General features: G+C 73.8%; 17 protein-coding genes. 6 read left to right on the forward strand and 11 right to left on the reverse strand.

Going from position 1 to position 16,918, the window contains the following annotated elements:
- Nucleotides 1-138 precede the first annotated feature (138 nt).
- The gene (locus tag IE265_RS28775; RefSeq protein ID WP_190038640.1) at nt 139-1,101 is read left to right on the forward strand and encodes a TerC family protein; all 963 of its coding nucleotides are present in this window, start codon (nt 139-141) and stop codon (nt 1,099-1,101) included.
- A gap of 126 nt (nt 1,102-1,227) precedes the next feature.
- A complete protein-coding gene (locus IE265_RS28780) occupies nt 1,228-1,743 on the forward strand; it encodes a phosphatase domain-containing protein (protein ID WP_190038641.1) in 516 nt (171 codons plus the stop codon).
- A 134-nt stretch (nt 1,744-1,877) separates the two neighbouring features.
- Here the strand turns inward: IE265_RS28780 and IE265_RS28785 are convergent, their stop codons facing one another.
- From IE265_RS28785 to egtA, 5 genes are all read right to left on the reverse strand, one after another.
- A complete protein-coding gene (locus tag IE265_RS28785; RefSeq protein ID WP_190038642.1) occupies nt 1,878-2,093 on the reverse strand; it encodes a dodecin in 216 nt (71 codons plus the stop codon).
- Nucleotides 2,094-2,223: 130 nt separating this feature from the next.
- The gene (gene egtD / locus IE265_RS28790) at nt 2,224-3,186 is read right to left on the reverse strand and encodes an L-histidine N(alpha)-methyltransferase (RefSeq protein ID WP_190038643.1); all 963 of its coding nucleotides are present in this window, start codon (nt 3,184-3,186) and stop codon (nt 2,224-2,226) included.
- The gene (gene egtC, locus IE265_RS28795; protein WP_190038644.1) at nt 3,183-3,974 is read right to left on the reverse strand and encodes an ergothioneine biosynthesis protein EgtC; all 792 of its coding nucleotides are present in this window, start codon (nt 3,972-3,974) and stop codon (nt 3,183-3,185) included. The genes egtD and egtC overlap by 4 nt, the downstream gene beginning before the upstream one ends.
- On the reverse strand, nt 3,974-5,314 hold the full coding sequence (egtB, locus tag IE265_RS28800; protein ID WP_190038645.1) for an ergothioneine biosynthesis protein EgtB: 1,341 nt from the start codon (nt 5,312-5,314) through the stop codon (nt 3,974-3,976). The genes egtC and egtB overlap by 1 nt, the downstream gene beginning before the upstream one ends.
- The gene (egtA, locus tag IE265_RS28805) at nt 5,311-6,627 is read right to left on the reverse strand and encodes an ergothioneine biosynthesis glutamate--cysteine ligase EgtA (RefSeq protein ID WP_190038646.1); all 1,317 of its coding nucleotides are present in this window, start codon (nt 6,625-6,627) and stop codon (nt 5,311-5,313) included. Before egtA ends, egtB begins: the two co-directional genes overlap by 4 nt.
- 236 nt (nt 6,628-6,863) lie before the next feature.
- On the opposite strand from egtA, the gene IE265_RS28810 reads away from it, so the two are divergent.
- Nucleotides 6,864-7,733 carry a TIGR02452 family protein gene (locus IE265_RS28810; RefSeq protein ID WP_190038647.1) on the forward strand — a complete coding sequence of 290 codons (870 nt, stop codon included), beginning with the start codon at nt 6,864-6,866 and terminating at the stop codon, nt 7,731-7,733.
- 232 nt (nt 7,734-7,965) lie between these two features.
- Here IE265_RS28810 and IE265_RS28815 read toward each other — a convergent pair whose 3' ends face one another.
- The 4 genes from IE265_RS28815 to IE265_RS28830 form a co-directional block, all read right to left on the reverse strand.
- Nucleotides 7,966-8,412, reverse strand: a complete 447-nt coding sequence (locus IE265_RS28815; protein WP_190038648.1) for a type II toxin-antitoxin system PemK/MazF family toxin — start codon at nt 8,410-8,412, stop codon at nt 7,966-7,968.
- Between the two features lie 83 nt (nt 8,413-8,495).
- Nucleotides 8,496-10,040, reverse strand: a complete 1,545-nt coding sequence (locus IE265_RS28820) for an SPFH domain-containing protein (protein ID WP_190038649.1) — start codon at nt 10,038-10,040, stop codon at nt 8,496-8,498.
- 176 nt (nt 10,041-10,216) lie between these two features.
- On the reverse strand, nt 10,217-10,435 hold the full coding sequence (locus IE265_RS28825) for an NfeD C-terminal domain-containing protein (protein WP_190038650.1): 219 nt from the start codon (nt 10,433-10,435) through the stop codon (nt 10,217-10,219).
- 9 nt (nt 10,436-10,444) lie between these two features.
- Nucleotides 10,445-11,896: an amidase gene (locus IE265_RS28830; protein ID WP_190038651.1), complete on the reverse strand. Its 1,452-nt coding sequence runs from the start codon at nt 11,894-11,896 to the stop codon at nt 10,445-10,447.
- A 262-nt stretch (nt 11,897-12,158) separates the two neighbouring features.
- On the opposite strand from IE265_RS28830, the gene IE265_RS28835 reads away from it, so the two are divergent.
- Complete coding sequence (locus IE265_RS28835) at nt 12,159-13,037, forward strand: LLM class F420-dependent oxidoreductase (protein WP_190038652.1); 879 nt, start codon at nt 12,159-12,161, stop codon at nt 13,035-13,037.
- 146 nt (nt 13,038-13,183) lie between these two features.
- On the opposite strand, the gene IE265_RS28840 is transcribed toward IE265_RS28835, so the two are convergent.
- Nucleotides 13,184-14,032 (reverse strand): HAD family hydrolase, encoded by an 849-nt coding sequence (locus tag IE265_RS28840; RefSeq protein ID WP_190038653.1) that lies wholly within the window; start codon nt 14,030-14,032, stop codon nt 13,184-13,186.
- A 201-nt stretch (nt 14,033-14,233) separates the two neighbouring features.
- Nucleotides 14,234-14,797: an NAD(P)H-dependent oxidoreductase gene (locus IE265_RS28845; protein WP_190038654.1), complete on the reverse strand. Its 564-nt coding sequence runs from the start codon at nt 14,795-14,797 to the stop codon at nt 14,234-14,236.
- 120 nt (nt 14,798-14,917) lie between these two features.
- Between IE265_RS28845 and IE265_RS28850 the strand changes: the two genes are divergently transcribed.
- Together IE265_RS28850 and IE265_RS28855 are read left to right on the forward strand one after the other, a co-directional pair.
- Complete coding sequence (locus IE265_RS28850) at nt 14,918-15,580, forward strand: TetR/AcrR family transcriptional regulator (protein WP_190038655.1); 663 nt, start codon at nt 14,918-14,920, stop codon at nt 15,578-15,580.
- 286 nt (nt 15,581-15,866) lie between these two features.
- Nucleotides 15,867-16,913, forward strand: a complete 1,047-nt coding sequence (locus IE265_RS28855) for a LacI family DNA-binding transcriptional regulator (protein ID WP_190038656.1) — start codon at nt 15,867-15,869, stop codon at nt 16,911-16,913.
- Nucleotides 16,914-16,918: the final 5 nt, after the last annotated feature.

A 16,918-nucleotide genomic window follows, 5' to 3' on the forward strand; every position in this document is an offset into this window, starting at 1 on the left:
CTGCGGATGCCGGGGCCCGGTCCGCTGCTTAGGTTCGGGGGGTGGTCCCTGCGGCCGGGGCCGCCGACGCCGAGCCCGCCGACGCCGAGCCCGCGACACCCACCCGCGCCGAGCCCGCGACACCCGCAAGGAGGAACCGTGGACGTCACCTTCGAGGTGTGGGCCCTGACCGTCGCGGGACTGTGCGTCCTCATCGGTCTGGACTTCTTCATCGGACGCAAGCCCCACGACGTCTCCTTCAAGGAGGCCGGCATCTGGAGCGGGGTCTGGGTGGCGCTGGCCACGGCGTTCGGGATCGGGCTGCTGGCCGTCTCGGGAGCCGGCCCCGCCGGGGAGTTCTTCGCCGGGTACGTGACGGAGAAGTCGCTGAGCGTCGACAACCTCTTCGTCTTCGTACTGATCATGTCCAAGTTCGCGGTGCCCTCCCAGTACCAGCAGCGGGTCCTGTCGGTCGGCGTGCTGGTGGCGCTGGTGCTGCGCGCGGTCTTCATCCTGCTGGGCGCCGCGCTGATCTCCACGTTCTCCTGGATCTTCTACATCTTCGGCGCCTTCCTCATCTGGACCGGCTGGAAGCTGCTCCAGGACGCCCGTACGGGCCACGACGTCGAGGAGTACGAGGAGAGCAAGCTGCTCAAGGCGGCGGAGCGGCGCTTCGGCGTGGCCGACCGCTACCACGGCACCAAGCTGTGGATCAGGGAGAACGGGCGGCGCGTGATGACGCCGATGCTGGTGGTCATGCTGGCGATCGGCTCCACGGACCTGCTGTTCGCGCTGGACTCCATCCCGGCCATCTACGGCCTGACCGAGGAGCCGTACATCGTCTTCACGGCGAACGCGTTCGCCCTGATGGGCCTGCGCCAGCTGTACTTCCTCATCGGCGGGCTGCTCAAGAGGCTGGTCCACCTCGCGTACGGGCTGGCGATCATCCTCGGCTTCATCGGGGTGAAGCTCGTGCTGCACGCGCTGCACGAGTCGGGGGTGGGCGTCCCCGAGATCGGCATCCCGTTCTCGCTGGGCTTCATCGTGCTGGTGCTCGCCGTGACGACGTTCACCAGCCTGCGCGCCACCCGGAGGGGCACCCCGGCGGACGGGCCACGGTGACCCCCGGTGCAGACGCCCGGAGCAAACGGGTCCCCGGCGTCGGCGGGCGGGCGGGCGCGTGCCGGGGCGGCCGGCATTCCGGGGCGGTCGGCGTCCCGGGGTGGGAGGCGTCCTAGGGTGGCCGGTGTGACGAAGAACAGAGGACCGCGCACCGGAACGGACGCGCGCAGACCCCTCGCCGTGTTCGACCTCGACGGCACGCTCGCCGACACCGCGCACCGGCAGCGGTTCCTCGAGCGCAGCCCCCGTGACTGGACCGCCTTCTTCGCGGCGGCGCCGGACGATCCGCCGCTGGCCGAAGGGGCGGCGCTCGCCCTGGAGCACGCAGAGGAGTGCGAGGTCCTCTATCTGACGGGCCGGCCCGAGCGCTGCCGCAAGGACACGCTGGCCTGGCTCGCCGCGCAGGGGCTTCCCGGGGGGACGGTCCGGATGCGGCGCAACGACGACCGCAGGCCCGCCCGGCGCACCAAGCTGGAGATCCTGCGCGCACTCGCCCGCGACCGGGAGGTCCGGGTGCTCGTGGACGACGACGAGTTCGTGTGCGACGACGCCGAACGGGCCGGCTTCACGGTCGTACGGGCGCGCTGGGCGGCGGCGTCCGAGGCGCTGAAGCAGGCGCAGGAGGACGAGGGGCGCACCTGAGCGCGGACGCGCGCCGGGGCCGCCACGTGTCGGCGTCCGCGGCGCGGCCGTGCCGCGGACGGGGCTGAGTGGAAGCCCGTCCCGTGGCCCCGGGCCGGACGGGCCGGCCCGGGGACGGAACGCCTTCGGTCGGGTCAGCCCGCGTCCTCCAGGCGGAAACCGACCTTCAGGCCGACCTGGAAGTGCTTGACCTGGCCGTCCTCGATCTGCCCGCGAACCTGTGTGACCTCGAACCAGTCGAGTTTGCGCAGGGTCTGCGAGGCCCGGGCGATCCCGTTGCGGATCGCCTGGTCGACACCCTCGTGCGAGCTCCCGACGATCTCGGTGACCCGGTAGGTGTGGTCGGACATGCGGGTACTCCTCTCCGCCGTGGCCCGTGTGCCACGCGTCATTCCACGGTGCCGCACGTGGCGGAGGACCGCGAGACGTGGACCCGTGCCACGGGGCCCACGCCGTCCGCGCGGCGCGGCGGAGGGTGCGTCAGCGGGCGGTGCTGAGCGACAGCGCGAAGCGGCCCCGGGAGTCGGTCCACCAGTGGGTGAGGCCCAGTGCGGCGGCGGCCAGCTCCGCGCGTACGCCCTCCTGGCGGAACTTGGCCGACACCTCGGTCCGCATCTCCTCGCCCCGCGCGAAGTCCACCGCGAGATCGAGCGCCGGGATCTTCACGGTCAGGGCCGAACGGGCGCGCAGCCGCATCTCGATCCACTCGCGTTCGGGGTCCCAGAGGGCGACATGGGTGAACTGGCCGGGATCGAAGTCGGCGCCGAGTTCGCGGTTCACGACCGACAGCACGTTCTTGTTGAACGCGGCCGTCACCCCCGCGCCGTCGTCGTAGGCGGCGACGAGCACCGACTCGTCCTTGACCAGGTCGGTGCCGAGCAGCAGGGCGTCCCCCGGCGACAGGAGGGACCGTACGGACGCCAGGAACGCGGCGCGCTCGTCCGGCAGCAGGTTGCCGATCGTGCCGCCGAGGAACGCGACCAGCCGCGGCCCCGGGGTGTCCGGGAGTTCGAGGCCCGCGGTGAAGTCGGCGATCAGGGCGTGCACGTTCAGCCCCGGACGCCCGGCGGCCAGCGCCTCACCCGCCTGGGTGAGCGCGCTCTCGCTCACGTCGACCGGCACGTACGTGTGCAGGTCCGTCAGCGCGTCGAGCAGGTGCCGGGTCTTCTCGGAGGAGCCGGACCCCAGCTCGACCAGCGTGCGCGCGCCGGTCGCGGCGGCGATCTCGGGCGCCCGGTCGACGAGGATCTCGCGCTCGGCACGCGTCGGGTAGTACTCGGGCAGTGCGGTGATCTCCTCGAAGAGTTCGCTGCCGCGGGCGTCGTAGAACCACTTCGGCGGCAGCGACTTCGGGGTGCGCGCGAGGCCGGTCAGTACGTCGGCGCGCAGCGCCGCGTCGGTGGCGTCCTCGGGCAGGGTGCGGGTGACCAGGAACGGGCTCACGTACGGGGCTCCTTGGGTGGGACGGATGCCAGGTGTTCGTCGACGTCCTTGAGCGGGGTGAGCAGGACGTCCTCTCGGCTCGCGGCCAGCAGGGTGCGGTCAGGCACCTCCTGCCAGTGCGGATCGTCGTCGTACGGTTCGGAGGCGACGACCGTGCGCCGCCCGGGCTCGGAGAGGTACCAGAGGGTGTCGCCCCAGGCGGTGGCGGCTATCACCTCGCCGTTGGTGAGGAGCAGGTTGAGCCGTGATCCGGGCGCCGCGGCGGCGACGTCCAGGACCGTGTCGGCGAGCGCCTGGCCCTCCTCGTCGCCGCCGCGCAGCCGGTGCAGGACCAGTGCCCAGACCAGGGCGGCGTCGCAGCGGGCCTCCATGGACAGCAGCTCGTCGGGCGGCAGCGTGCGCGAGAGGGCCGCCAGGGAGCGCGGCCAGCCCGCTACGGCCCCGTTGTGGCTGAACAGCCAGGGGCCCGCGGCGAACGGAGCCGCCGCGGCCTCCCCGTCCGCGCCCGACAGGGTCGCGTCGCGCACCGCGGCGAGCATCGCGCCCGACCGCACGACCCGCGCGAGATCGGCGAACGACTGGTCGCCCCAGATCGGGCCGGCCCGCCGGTAGCGCGCGGGCACCGGGTCGTCCTCGGCGTACCAGCCGACCCCGAAGCCGTCGGCGTTGACGGTGCCGTGCCGCTGGCGGCGAGGGGCCCAGGACTGCCGGTAGAGGCTGTGCGCCGGTGCGACGAGCAGGCTGCCCAGCGTCTCACGGGGCCCCAGGAACGCGAGGTGACGGCACATCAGGCGGCTTCCGGATCGGCGTCGCGTGCGGTGCGGAACCCCGAGAAGATCTGCCGGCGGACCGGGTAGTCCCAGTTGCGGAACGTCCCCCGGCAGGCCACCGCGTCGACGGCGAACGATCCGCCGCGCAGCACCTTGCACTCCGGCCCGAAGAACACCTCCGAGTACTCCTTGTACGGGAACGCCGAGAACCCCGGGTAGGGCAGGAAGTCGCTGGACGTCCACTCCCAGACGTCGCCGATCAACTGCCGTACGCCCAGCGGGGACTGCCCCAGCGGGTAGCTCCCCGCGGGCGCCGGACGCAGATGGCGCTGGCCGAGGTTGGCGTGCTCGGGCGTGGGGTCCGCGTCGCCCCACGGGTAGCGCGTGGAGCGGCCGGCCGCCGGATCGTGGCGTGCCGCCTTCTCCCACTCCACCTCGGTGGGCAGGCGCCGGCCGGCCCAGCGGGCGTACGCGTCGGCCTCGTACCAGCTCACGTGCAGCACCGGCTCGTCGAGGGGTACGGGTTCGACCGTGCCGAAGCGCCTGCGCAGCCACTCGCCGCCCTCGCGTCGCCAGAACAGCGGGGCGTCGACGGAGTGCGCCCTGATGTGGGACCAGCCGGCGGGCGCCCACCAGCGCTCGTCGGTGTAGCCGCCGTCCGCGATGAACGCCTGGTAGGCGCCGTTCGTCACGGGCACCGTGTCGATGTGGAACGGCGGTACGAGGCGCTGGTGCGCGGGCCGTTCGTTGTCCAGTGCCCAGGGCTCGGTGGAGGTGCCCATCGTGAACGGCCCGCCGGGGACCAGTACTTCGGCAGGACCCGTGAACGCGGGGGCCGGCATGTGGTCCGGTGCGGTGAGCGCGGTCGGCCCCCTGCGGAGCTGATGGGTGATCAGCATGGTCTCGTCGTGCTGCTGTTCGTGCTGGGCGATCATGCCGAAGGCGAATCCGGCCTCCGTCAGCGGAGTGCCCCGCAACGCGGTGCTCTCCAGTACGTCCAGCGCCCGGCCGCGCACCTCGGCGGCGTAGTGCCGGGCCTCGGCGGGCGGCAGCAGCGGCAGGGAGGGCCGTTCGGCCCGGGGGTGCTCGAACGCGTCGTACAGCCCGTCTATCTCGGGCCGCATCGCGTCACGGCCGGCGACGTTGCGCAGCAGCCACAGTTCCTCCTGGTTGCCGATGTGCGCGAGGTCCCACACCAGCGGGGACATCAGCGGCGAGTGCTGCGCGGTCAGTTCGGAGTCCTCCACGCAGGAGGTCAGCAGCGCGGTGCGGTCCCGGGCCGAGGTCAGGGCCGTCAGCGCGCGCTTCCTGAGCGCCTCGGGGTCCACGGCGTCGATGTGGGTGTCGGGGCCGGTCATGGGCGGATGTCCTTCCCGTTGAGCAGGTCGTCCGTGCCGCCGGGAGTCCGGTGGGTGCGGTGGACACGGTCGAGCAGGTCGTCGGCGGGGCAGCGGCCCCTGGCCACGTAGCGGTCGGTGAACGCCGCCACGGCCTCGCGCACCGCGGTGCTCGCGCCGATCCGCGGCAGGGCCTCGGCGGCGGCCGCGAAGCAGACCGTGGCGGCCTCGCGCAGTTCGGGGTCGGCCAGGCCCGTACGGGCGGCGGCCGTCCACAGCGGGTTGCGCGGGGCGGGCTCGGTTCCGGCCCGCTCGGCGAGCGGCTTGACCGCACGGTAGGCGGTCTCCGTGGCCTCGGGGTCGTCGAACAGTGCCGCCGTCACCGCCAGCGGCACCACCCAGCCGTGGTCGCCGGGCTGCGCGTCGATCATCCGCAGTTCCAGGTGGCCGCGCGGGCGCACCGGAGGGAACAGCGTGGTCTGGTGGTAGTCGAGGTCCTCCCTGGCGGGCGGTGTCGTCGAGCGGGTCCAGTCGCGGAAGGTGAGGTCCTCCGGCACCTCCCACGGGCCCTGCGGCGCCCGTACGCACATGACCGGCGCGTCCAGGACGTGCCGTGCCCAGGACGTCCTGGGGTCGATGTCGAGGGACGGGGCGCCGGTCCTGGCCTGGTCCATGGCGCTCCACAGGAACTGGCGGGTCGACCGCCAGCCCGTGAGCCGTCCCCCTGCCATGGGGGAGTTGGCGAACGCCGCCACCAGGACCGCGCCGAGCTGGTGCGCCAGCCACCAGCGGCGCCCGAGTCCGAGCGGTCCGGGCTCCTCGTACCCGGCGTCCAGGCAGACCTGGACGGAGGCGGACGTGCACATCATGGCGCGGCCCTCGGGGCCCGCGCGGTCGAGGCACACCTCCATGGCGTCGTAGCGCGGCTCGCGCAGGAAGCGGGTCGGCTCCCGCCAGGGGTCCTGGCCCGCTCCGCTGAGGGTGAGGCCTTCCCCGGCGAGCAGCGCGCGTACGGCGTCCAGGTCGGCCGAGACGGACCCGACGCATTCCATGAGGGAGGCCGCGGGTGCGGAGCTGAGCTCCAGCTGGCCGCCGGGCTCGACCGTGAGTGCCGAGGCCAGGGGCAGGGTCCGCAGAGCGGCGTACGCCGCTTCGAGACGTTCGGGCGGTACGGGAAGGCGCGGCGAGCGCGCTTCGTGAACGAGCCATTCGACTTCCACGCCGAGGTACCTGGGCGGGCCGGTCTTGAAGCAGATGCCGCGGACCAGCGCCTCCACTTCGGCCTCGGTGACGGCGGAGCGGCGCTCCGTACAGTCACTCACCGAATCTGACATGTCGGGATCCTCCTGAGACTCCATCCATGCCGTCGGCCCGGACTCGGATGGCCCGGGCCGACAGTCGCTCGTCCCACCCAAGACCCTCGCGTCCGTTCGCACAAGGGTGCGTATCGGCGCTTATGGGGCCTGGAAACTCCGTTGCGGCGCAGTACCAGGATCGCTCACCATGCGTTCATGGGCACGACGGGGGAGATCACGGGGACGGCGTTCATGGCGTGCACGGGGGTGACGCCATGAGTGCCCGCCTGCGGGGAATCGCGCGCGAGACGGAGGAGATCGTCGCCGCCGGCGCGTACCGCGCGGCCGACGGACGCGCGGTGTCGATCGCCGCCGCCGTGGCCGCCGCGCGGGCGGGGACGCGGATGTACGGACCGGGCCCGCTGCCCCGTCCCGTGGACGGACCGGGCCCGGCCGCCACCGCCGCGACCCGCACGTTCTTCGAGGTCACCGGGGAGAGCAGTCTGGAGGCGGCCCGCCGGCTGCCCGGCCCGAGGGCCGTACTGAACTTCTCCTCGGCGCGCAATCCCGGCGGGGGGTACCTGAACGGGGCGCAGGCGCAGGAGGAGGCCCTGTGTCGGGCCTCCGCGCTCTACACGTGCGTCAAGGAGGCCCGGGCCTTCTACGACCACCACCGCACACACCGCGACGCCTTCTACACCGACCGGGTGATCCACTCGCCCGGCGTCCCGGTCTTCCGCGACGACCGGGGACGGCTGCTGGACGAGCCGTACACGGCGGGATTCCTGACCGCCGCCGCGCCCAACGCCGGGGTCGTGCTGCGGACCGCGCCGGAGCGCGCGCCCGAGCTGCCGCGCGCCCTCGCGGTCCGGGCCGAGCGGGTGCTGGAGACGGCCGCCGCGCACGGCTACCCGCGGCTGGTGCTCGGCGCCTGGGGCTGCGGAGTCTTCCGGAACGACCCGGCGCAGGTCGCCGGCGCGTTCCGCGCCCTGCTCGGGGACGGCGGCAGGTTCGCGGGCCGCTTCGAGCACATCGTGTTCGGGGTGCTGGACCGGACGAGGGACGCCGTGGTGCGCCGAGCGTTCGAACACGCTTTCGCTGGAGTCGGGGCGGAACGCCCGCCGTCCGGCGAGCACCGGTCCTGACCGCGGGGCCGGCCGTCACGGAGCGGGGCCGTGGGCCGGCCGTCACGGAGCGGCGGGGACGGTCGCGGGACAGGGTGGGCCGGGCCGGAACGGGCCACCCGACCGCCACGGACGCCGTGCGTCTGGCGTTCGGGGGTCGCACCCGCTTCGGTCCGGGACGCGGCCCGACCGCGCCGGACCCTGCCCGGCCGCGCCGGACCGCACCCGACCGCCTCGCACGCCGCCGCCCGCGTCACCGCCAGCCGTAGCGCTCCCGCAACCGGTGGACCACGAGGTTGAACCGCATCCGGTCCAGCGCGCAGGCTTCCCGGCGCATCCCCTTCTCGTGCAGCCTGAGCACCCGGTCCACGTTCACCCAGGAGTCCCGCCCCGAGCGGTCCCAGGGCCCGCTGCCGATCGGCACCCACTCCCGGTCCCCGTCGTGCCGCTTGCTCGACAACTGCACCGCCAGGAAGGTGCCGGTGTCCTCGCGGGCCACGACCAGCACGGGACGGTCCTTGCCGCGGCCGTCGTTCTCCTCGAAGGGGACCCACGTCCAGACGATCTCGCCGGGGTCCGGATCGCCGTCGTGCGCGGGCGAGTACTCCGTGCGGACACGGCCCACCCGACGGGCCTGGGCCTCGGTGGTCGCGGAGGGGCCGAAGCGGCCGGGCACGTCTTCATCGGTGGAGGCAGTCACGGGGTCACGTTAGAACGTGCCCCCGCGCGGCCGGTCCCCGGGCGTACGGTTCGCGGCCTCCGTACGCCCGACACCTCACCGTTTCACCCCTTCTTGCCGCCGCCCCGGTTGCCCGGGCCGCCGTCGCTCCTGTCGTCGTCCGACCCGTCCACCGGCACATGGACAGGGCGGGGCGCGGGCACGCTCCCGACCGCCGGACTCCCGTTCGCGGCCGTCCCGTTCGGGCCCGCTCCGTTCGTGTTCATCGAGGCCAGGAGCTGCCGGGCCAGACCGAGTCCGGTGCCGCCCATCGTGAGCGCCTTGGCGAACATGTCGGACATGCCGTCGGCGCCGTTGAGCAGGACCATGTGCTCGACGTTGCCGAACGCGCCCGCGCCCGCCTCGACGATCTCCGGCCACTTCTCGGCGAGTTGCTGCGCGACGACCGCGTCCGGGTTCTCCGCGAGCGCGGCGGCCCGGGCCTTGATGGCCTCGGCCTCCGCCAGTCCCTTCGCCCGGGTCGACTCGGCGACCGCGAGGCCCCTGGCCTGCCGGGCGGCGGCCTCCGCCTCGCCGGTGGCGCGGGTCGCCGTCGCCGCGGCGGCGCCGCGTGCCTTCGTCGCCTCGGCCTCGGCGCCCGCGGCCGTCTTGACCCGGGTCGCCTCGGCGGCGGCGGCCAGTTCGGTCTCCCTCGCCTTGGCCTGCGCGGCGGAGATCCGCACGTCCCGCTCCGCCTCGGCCAGCGTGCGCTTCTCGTACGCCTTCGCGTCCGCCGGCTTGCGGACGTCCGCCTGGAGCTGCTGTTCCCGGCGGTGCGCCTCCAGTTCGGCGACACGGGTCTCCTGGACCACGACCTCCTGCCGGGCGCCCGCGTCCGCGAGCGGTCCGGCCTGCCTGGCCTTCGCGGACGCCTTGTCGCGCTCCGCCTGGTACCCGGCCTGGAGGATCTCGCTGTCCCTGGTGGCCTCCGACATCCGTGCCGCGGCCTGCTGTTCGGCCTCGGTGGCCAGCCGGTTGGCCTCCGCCTGGGCGATCCGGGCGTCCCGCTGGACCGCCGCGGCGTGCGGCATCGCCAGGTTCTTGATGTAGCCCGTGGGGTCCTCGATCTCGTGGATCTGCAGTGAGTCCACGATCAGGCCCAGCTTCTCCATCTCCGTGCCGCAGGCGGCCCGTGTCTGGCCGGTGAGCTTGTCCCGGTCGCGGATCATGTCCTCGACGGTCAACCCGCCGACGATGGACCGGAGATGGCCCGCGAACACGTTGTGCACCCGTTCCGCCATCAGCTTCTGCTGGTCGAGGAAGCGGCGGCCCGCGTTGGCGATCGACACGAAGTCGTCGCCCACCTTGAAGATGACCACGCCCCGCACCTTGAGCGGGATGCCCTGATGGGTCACGCACTCCACGGACAGCTCGGTCTCGTTCAGGTCCAGGGAGAGTTTGCGCACCGCCTGGACGCCCGGCAGCACGAGCGTGCCGCGCCCGGTCACGATGCGGAAGCCCATGCCCTCCTCGAGGCCCTCGGTCCGGTGCTTCGAACCGGAGATGATCAGTGCCTCGTTGGGTTCCGCGACCCGCCACATGAGTTTGAAGACCACTACGACGAAGATGAGCGCGAGGACCGCTGCCCCCGCCACGACGCCGACAACCATCGGCCCGCCCCCTGTCGGATGGTGCCCTGTCGGCACCGGACGAACGGCAGTGTGCGCCCGCGCGGGCACGGGGGTACAGACACCGGCCCCGTCTTGTTGCAGCCTTGACGCCTCCCCGGGGCGCACCTGTCGCATACCGGGGAGTTCGACTCAACCACCTTGCGGGTAAGGCCCGTTCAGCCGTCGTACGCCGCCGAGACGTACACCGTCCGGGGCGGCAGGTACTCCACCACCATGACCACCGTGCCCGTCTCGATGCGTTCCTTCCCGGCGGCGGCGTACGCCAGGAAGTGCTCGGCGCCGCCGCGGACCCGGACGATCACCTCGCCGACGAGTCCGGGCCCGACCGTGCCGGTGACCCGCCCCATCAGCCCCACCATCGACGCGTCGTCCATCTCCCCAGACTACGGGCCGACGGCCGGTCCGGACTCCGCCGGTACGGGCTCGGAGGGAGCGGGCGGCCAGTGCTCGTGCCACCGCAGGTCGGCCTCCAACTGCGCGGCCAGCGACACGAGAAGCGGTTCGCTGTCCGCCGGGCCGAGGAGTTGCGCGCCCACCGGCAGTCCGTCACGCACGAAGCCCGCCGGTACGTTCACGCCGGGCCAGCCCAGCACGTTCCACGGCCAGGCGTACGGGCACGCGGCGATCATCGCCCGGTCCGTCCGGAAGCCGCTCAGCTCGTGCAGGGCGCCGATGCGCGGCGGGGGCGCGGCCGTGGTCGGCGCGAGGACCACGTCGTACGTCCCGAAGAAGGCGCCGATCCGGCGGTGCAGGCGTGCCTCCGCCCGTCGGGCCGCCCGCAGCGGGACACCGCCGAGCAGCCGCCCGAGCCGGGCCGCGTCACGGGTGCGGCCGTCCAGCAGCGCGGGATGGGGCGACTCGCGGACCCGCTCGGCGATCCCGGCGGTGGCGCGCGGAACGAACGTCAGACCGATCTGCCCGTACGGCGGATCCGCCTCCTCCACCTCGTGGCCCAGCGCGGCCAGCCGCTCGGCGAGGGCGACGACCCTGGACCGCACCTCGGGCATCAGCCGGGCGGGCACCGCCGTGAAGGGGGGCTTGAGGGACAGCGCGACGCGCAGGCGCCCCGGGTCCCGGCCCACCGCGTCCGACACCCGCAGGGCGGCGGGGCGGTGCAGATCGTGTGCGTGGCTGCCGCTCGCCGCGTCCAGGAGCAGGGCGGCGTCCTCCACGTTGCGGGCGAGGGTGCCGTTGACCGTGATCCCCTGGAAGGACTCGGCGCGCGGCCAGGTCGAGATGCGGCCGCGCTGGGGCTTGATGCCGATCAGATGCGTCCAGGACGCCGGAATCCGTACCGAGCCCGCCCCGTCCGAGCCCAGTGCCGCGGGTACCAGGCCCGCCGCGACCGCGGCCGCCGAGCCGCCGGACGAGCCGCCCGGCGTGTGCCCGGTGTGCCACGGGTTGCGGGTCTCGCCGAAGGCGGGCCCCTCGGTGAAGGGCCACTGGCCGAACTCGCAGGTGTTGGTCTTGCCGACGACCACGGCACCGGCCTCGCGCAGGCGCCGCACCGCCTCGCCGTCCTCGGCCACCGGGGGGAACTCCCCGCGGCAGCCGAACGCCGTCGGCATGCCGGCCACGTCCATGTCGTCCTTCACCGCGACCGGCACCCCGAGCAGCGGCCGGCGTCCGCCCGCCGCGAGCTCCCGGTCCGCCGCGTCGGCCTCGGCCAGCGCGGCTTCGGCCCGTACGAGCCGGAAGGCGTTGAGGGTGCCCCGGGTGGCCTCGATCCTGGCGAGGGCGTCCTCGACCAGGGACCGCGAGGTCACCGTCCCGTCGGCCAGGGCACGGGCGCATCCGGCCAGGCCGGCGGCACGGTCGGGAGTCGCACGGGTCATGGGCCACCTCCGTGAACGGGTCGTCTACCGCACGGTAACGTCCGGACGCGCCGCGCGGTACGGGACGGGCGAGTTCCTGCCGCCGCACGGAGGACCGCGGTGGCGCGCCGGCCGGTCCGTTCAGGTCCGTGCCGGTCCGTGCCGGTCCAGGGGGTTCGGCGCGGCGGCCGGGCGGGCCTTGACTTCGAGAGTGCTCCAGGATCTAGCGTCGGCGGTGGCCGGGGACGGTCCGGCGGCCAATCGACGGTGACGGAGACAGGACATGCGGGTCGGGGTCCACATCAACAGGTTCGACCATCCGCGCGGCGCGGTCGCGCTCGGGCCCGAACTCGCCGCGGCGGGCGCCGCCGCCGAGGCCGCGGGCGTGAGCTGGCTGTCGGTCATGGACCACTACTTCCAGATGGAGGGCAACGGCGGCGCCGAGAACGCCATGCTGGAGGCCTACACGACGCTCGGCTTCCTCGCCGCCCACACCTCGACGGTGACGCTCGGCACGCTCGTCACCGGTGTGTCCTACCGGCACCCCGGACTTCTCGCGAAGATCGCCACGACACTCGACGTGCTGTCCGGGGGGCGGGCCGCCCTGGGGATCGGCGCGGCCTGGTACGACCGTGAGCACGAGGGACTCGGAGTGCCGTTCCCGCCGCTCGCCGAGCGTTTCGAGCGGCTGGAGGAAACCCTGCGCATCTGCCTCCGGATGTGGGACCCGTCGGCGAACGGGCCGTTCGAGGGGAAGCACTACCGGCTCGCGGAGACCCTGTGCGTACCGGCTCCGGTGAGCGCCCCGCGCCCCGAGATCATGATCGGTGGCGGCGGCGAGAAGAAGACCCTGCGGCTGGTCGCGCAGTACGGGGACGCCTGCAACCTGTTCGCCTCGTCCCCGCGGGAGGTCGCGCACAAGCTGGACGTGCTGCGCGGGCACTGCGAGACCGTGGGACGCCCGTACGAGAAGATCCGGCGCACGATCCTCCACGCGGGTTACCAGGACGAGTCGGGGCTCGACGACTTCACCCGGGAGATGGGGGAGTACGCGGGACTCGGCGTCGACACGGTGATCCTCGCCCCGAGCGTGGACGACCCCGCCGCCTGGATCGGGCGCGCGGTGGCGCCGGCGGTCGAAAGGCTGGCCGACCTCGGCTGAACGGGTGCCGGCGCCGGCCCCGATGCTCGTGCCGATGCCGGTCCCGGCGGTTCCGTGGCGGGGGAGTCCCGGCCAGCCGGCGGACAGGCCCGGTCGCGACCGGCGGTGACCGGCCCGGACAGGCGGTGATCGGCCGCCGCCGAGTGCTACGCGGGCAGCCGGCCGGTCCGTCGGACGAAGTGCTCCAGGACGCGGGCCACCCCGTCCTCGTCGTTCCCGGGAGCGTGGAACCGTGCCGCCGCCCGGACCTCGGGGTCGGCGTTGGCCATGGCGTAGGAGCGGCCCACCGCCCGGAGCATCGGCAGGTCGTTGGGCATGTCGCCGAAGGCCGCGATGTCGTCCGGGTGGATGCCGAGGCCTGCGCTCCACGCGGTCAGCGCGCTGGCCTTGGTGACGCCCGGTGCGCTGAACTCGACCAGCGCGAGCCCCGTGGAGTGGGTGGTCTCGGCGTCGGTGCCCGCGCCGAGCGACGCCCTGGCGTGGAAGTCGTGCAGCCCGAGGTCCGGGTGGTGGGCGAGCACCTTGAACACGGGCCGCCCGGGGGACCGTGCGAGCAACTGATCGGCGGTGCCCACCGGTTCGACGGCCGACTCCCCGTACGACCAGGCCGGATAGCCGGGTTCGTGGCCGAAGGCCGACGCGTACTCGAAGGCGAAGGTGACGCCGGGCACGGCCGCGCGCACCCGGGACACGAGTCCGGCGACCGAATCTGCGGGGAAGGGCGACAGCCGGACGGCCGTGCCGTCGGGCGCGTACACGGCGGCGCCGTTGGCGGTGATCGCGAAGTACCGTCCGATGCCGCTGTGCAGGGACGGGAGGCTGCGCGGCGGGCGGCCTGTGACGAGGACCAGCCGGATGCCGGCGGCCTCCGCCGCGGCGAGGGCGTCCGCGGTGCGCCGGGAGAGGGTCCCGTCGCTGCGCAGCAGTGTTCCGTCCAGGTCGGTGGCCACGAGTCCGGGCGGTCCGGCGAGTGCGGGAAGAGGTGTCGTCGTCATGGGGGACCGGCGGCCTTTCGGGCCGGACCGCGGCACGGTCGGCCGAGCGATGGGCCGGGGGCGCCCTGGGGGGCGCTCTCCGGGAGGGGTTCCGTCATCCCGCGCACCGGGAAGGGTGCGCGGCATGCCGAGGGGGCCGGAGCCGGCCGTCGGGCGGGCTCCGGCCCCCTCGGTCCGTGCGGGGTGCCGCGGTACGGGGTGTCAGGCGGCGGCGGGCGCGGTGGCCTGGCCGTGGATGAGGCCGATGACCTCGGTGAGCTGGGCGGCGACCTCGGCGTCGTCGGCCGGGTGGGTCGAGGCGAAGCGCGTCACGGAACCGGGGATGGAGAGCTTGATGTCCTCCAGGACCCTGGCGCCGGCGATGCCCGCGGCCTTGCGGGTCTCGTCCTGCGCCCAGACTCCGCCGAACTGGCCGAAGGCGGTGCCGACGACGGCGACGGGCTTGTCGCTGAGGGCGCCGGCGCCGTAGGGGCGGGACAGCCAGTCGATGGCGTTCTTGAGGACGGCGGGGATGGTGCCGTTGTACTCGGGCGAGAAGAGCAGCAGGGCGTCGGCGGCGGACGCGGCCGCGCGCAGCCGTGCGGCGGCGGCGGGAACGGCGCCCTCGACGTCGATGTCCTCGTTGTAGAAGGGGATGTCGGCCAGGCCCTCGTACAGCTCGACCTCCGCGCCCTCGGGGGCGAGCTTGACGGCGGCCTCGGCGAGCTGCCGGTTGTGCGAGCCGACTCGGAGGCTGCCGACGAGCGCGAGGATGCGAACAGACATGGGAACTCCAATGGGGGGCTGAAACATTGCCGTAACGATCCGGACCGGGGTCCGTTTAAAAGTTCTACCAGGCAAACGGACCGCGGTCCAGTTTTCTTCCCGAGGCGTTAGGCTGGCTGCATGTCCGCGTCACTGCCGCCGTTTCCGAAAGCCGGGGAGCCGTCCAGCGAGCCGCTCCTGCTGGAGATCGCCTCCAGTGCGGACGAGCCCTGCCTGCGGGCCGACGCCGCGCGCAACCGAGCCCGGCTGCTGGAGGCCGCCGCCCGCCTGGTCGCCGAGCACGGGGCGGCCGGGGTCACGATGGAGGCGGTGGCCGCCGCGGCCTCCGTGGGCAAGGGCACGGTGTTCCGCCGCTTCGGCGACCGCACCGGGCTCCTGATGGCCCTGCTCGACCACTCCGCGCGGCAGCTACAGGCCGCCTTCCTCGGAGGCCCGCCGCCGCTGGGCCCGGGAGCGCCGCCCGTCGAGCGGCTGCACGCGTTCGGCCGGGCCGTCCTGCGACAGTCCTCCGAGCAGCTCGAACTCCAGCTCGCGGCCCAGCCGGAACCGGCCCGCCGCTTCTCCTCCCCGCCGCTTCGGGCGCTCTCGGGGCACGTCACCCTGCTGCTGCGGCAGGCGGTGCCGGACGCGGACTGCGTGCTGCTGGCCCAGACGCTGATCGGATACCTCGACCCGGCGCTCATCCACCACCTGACGAAGGAGTGCGGGATGCCGCTGGAGCGGCTGGAGGCCGGCTGGTCCGACCTCGTCGCCCGAGTCACCCGCACGGAGCCGCCGCGCTGAGCCCGACCCTCCGCTGTGCCCGGGCGCCCCGACCGACCCGCACCGGATCGCCGCCCCGCTGAGCCCGCGCGTGGGGCCCGACGCCAGGACCGCTCGTGGGCCCCACCCCGGCTCCGGCAGCCGTGCGCGCCCCGGTCCGGCGCCCCCGACCGCTCCGACCTGCGGTCGAGCCGTCACCGCCGGCCGCCGTCGCGGCGAAGGGGCCCGCGCCCGTGTGAGGGCCGGGGAAACCCCCGCCGCCCAAGGCCTTCCCCCGGCCCCGAGCCCTCGCGGGGCTTCTGCAAGGATGCCGTGTGTCATGGTGCAGATACCGAGAACGTCCGCTCCTCCGTCGCCCGCGCAGCACTCCGTGCCCACGAGTGCCGATGTGGCCCGCGTTGCGGGAGTCTCGCGAGCGACCGTCTCCTACGTCCTGAACAACACCAGCGCCGTACGGATCAGCGAACCCACACGCCGGCGCGTCCACGAGGCCGCGAAGGAACTCGGGTACGTCCCCCACGCGGCGGCCCGCAGCCTGCGCGCCGGACACAGCCGCATGGTCCTGATGCCCACGCCCGACGTGCAGGTCGGGCCCCTCTACAGCCGGTTCTTCAACGAGCTCCAGTGGGCGCTCAGCCGCCTCGACTACACCGTCGTGCAGTACGGCGGGGTCGGCCTCCAGAGCGACGAGGCGGTCCGCGCCTGGGCTGAGCTGCGCCCGGTCGCCGTGCTCGTGCCCGGCAGCGGACTCGGCACGCAGGGCGTCGCCGTCCTCAAGCGCTCCGGAGCCCGCGCCGTGGTCACCCTCGGACCCGAACGCGTCGAGGGCGCCCACGCGCTGCTCATGGACCACCACGGCGTCGGCCGCAGCGCGGGCCGGCACCTGCTGGAGCGGGGCCGCCGCCGGATCGGGGTCGTGGTGCCCGACGACCCCGGCCTCGGGATCTTCTCCAGACCCAGGCTCGAAGGCGTACGGCAGGCACTTGAGGGAACCGACGCCTCGGTGACCGAGCTGCCCCTCGCCCACGACGAGGAGTCCGCCGCCCGCCTCGCCGCGCGCTGGCGCTCGCTGGCCCTGGACGCCGTGTTCGCGTACAACGACGAGTACGCGATGCTGCTGATGCGCGCGCTTCAGGACGAGGGCATCGGCATCCCCGACGAGACGGCCGTCGTCGGAGCCGACGACCTGATGCTCGGCCGGCTGCTCCGCCCCCGGCTGAGCACCGTCCACATCGAACTGCCGTCGGCACGGGAACTCGCCGAACTGGTCGACCGCGCGGTGCGGGAACCCGCCGCCCCGCCGGAGGCCAGAGAGGTGCTCGGAGCGACGGTCGTGCACCGAGAATCGAGCTGAACACC

Source organism: Streptomyces fructofermentans (assembly GCF_014651055.1).
GTDB lineage: Bacteria > Actinomycetota > Actinomycetes > Streptomycetales > Streptomycetaceae > Streptomyces > Streptomyces fructofermentans.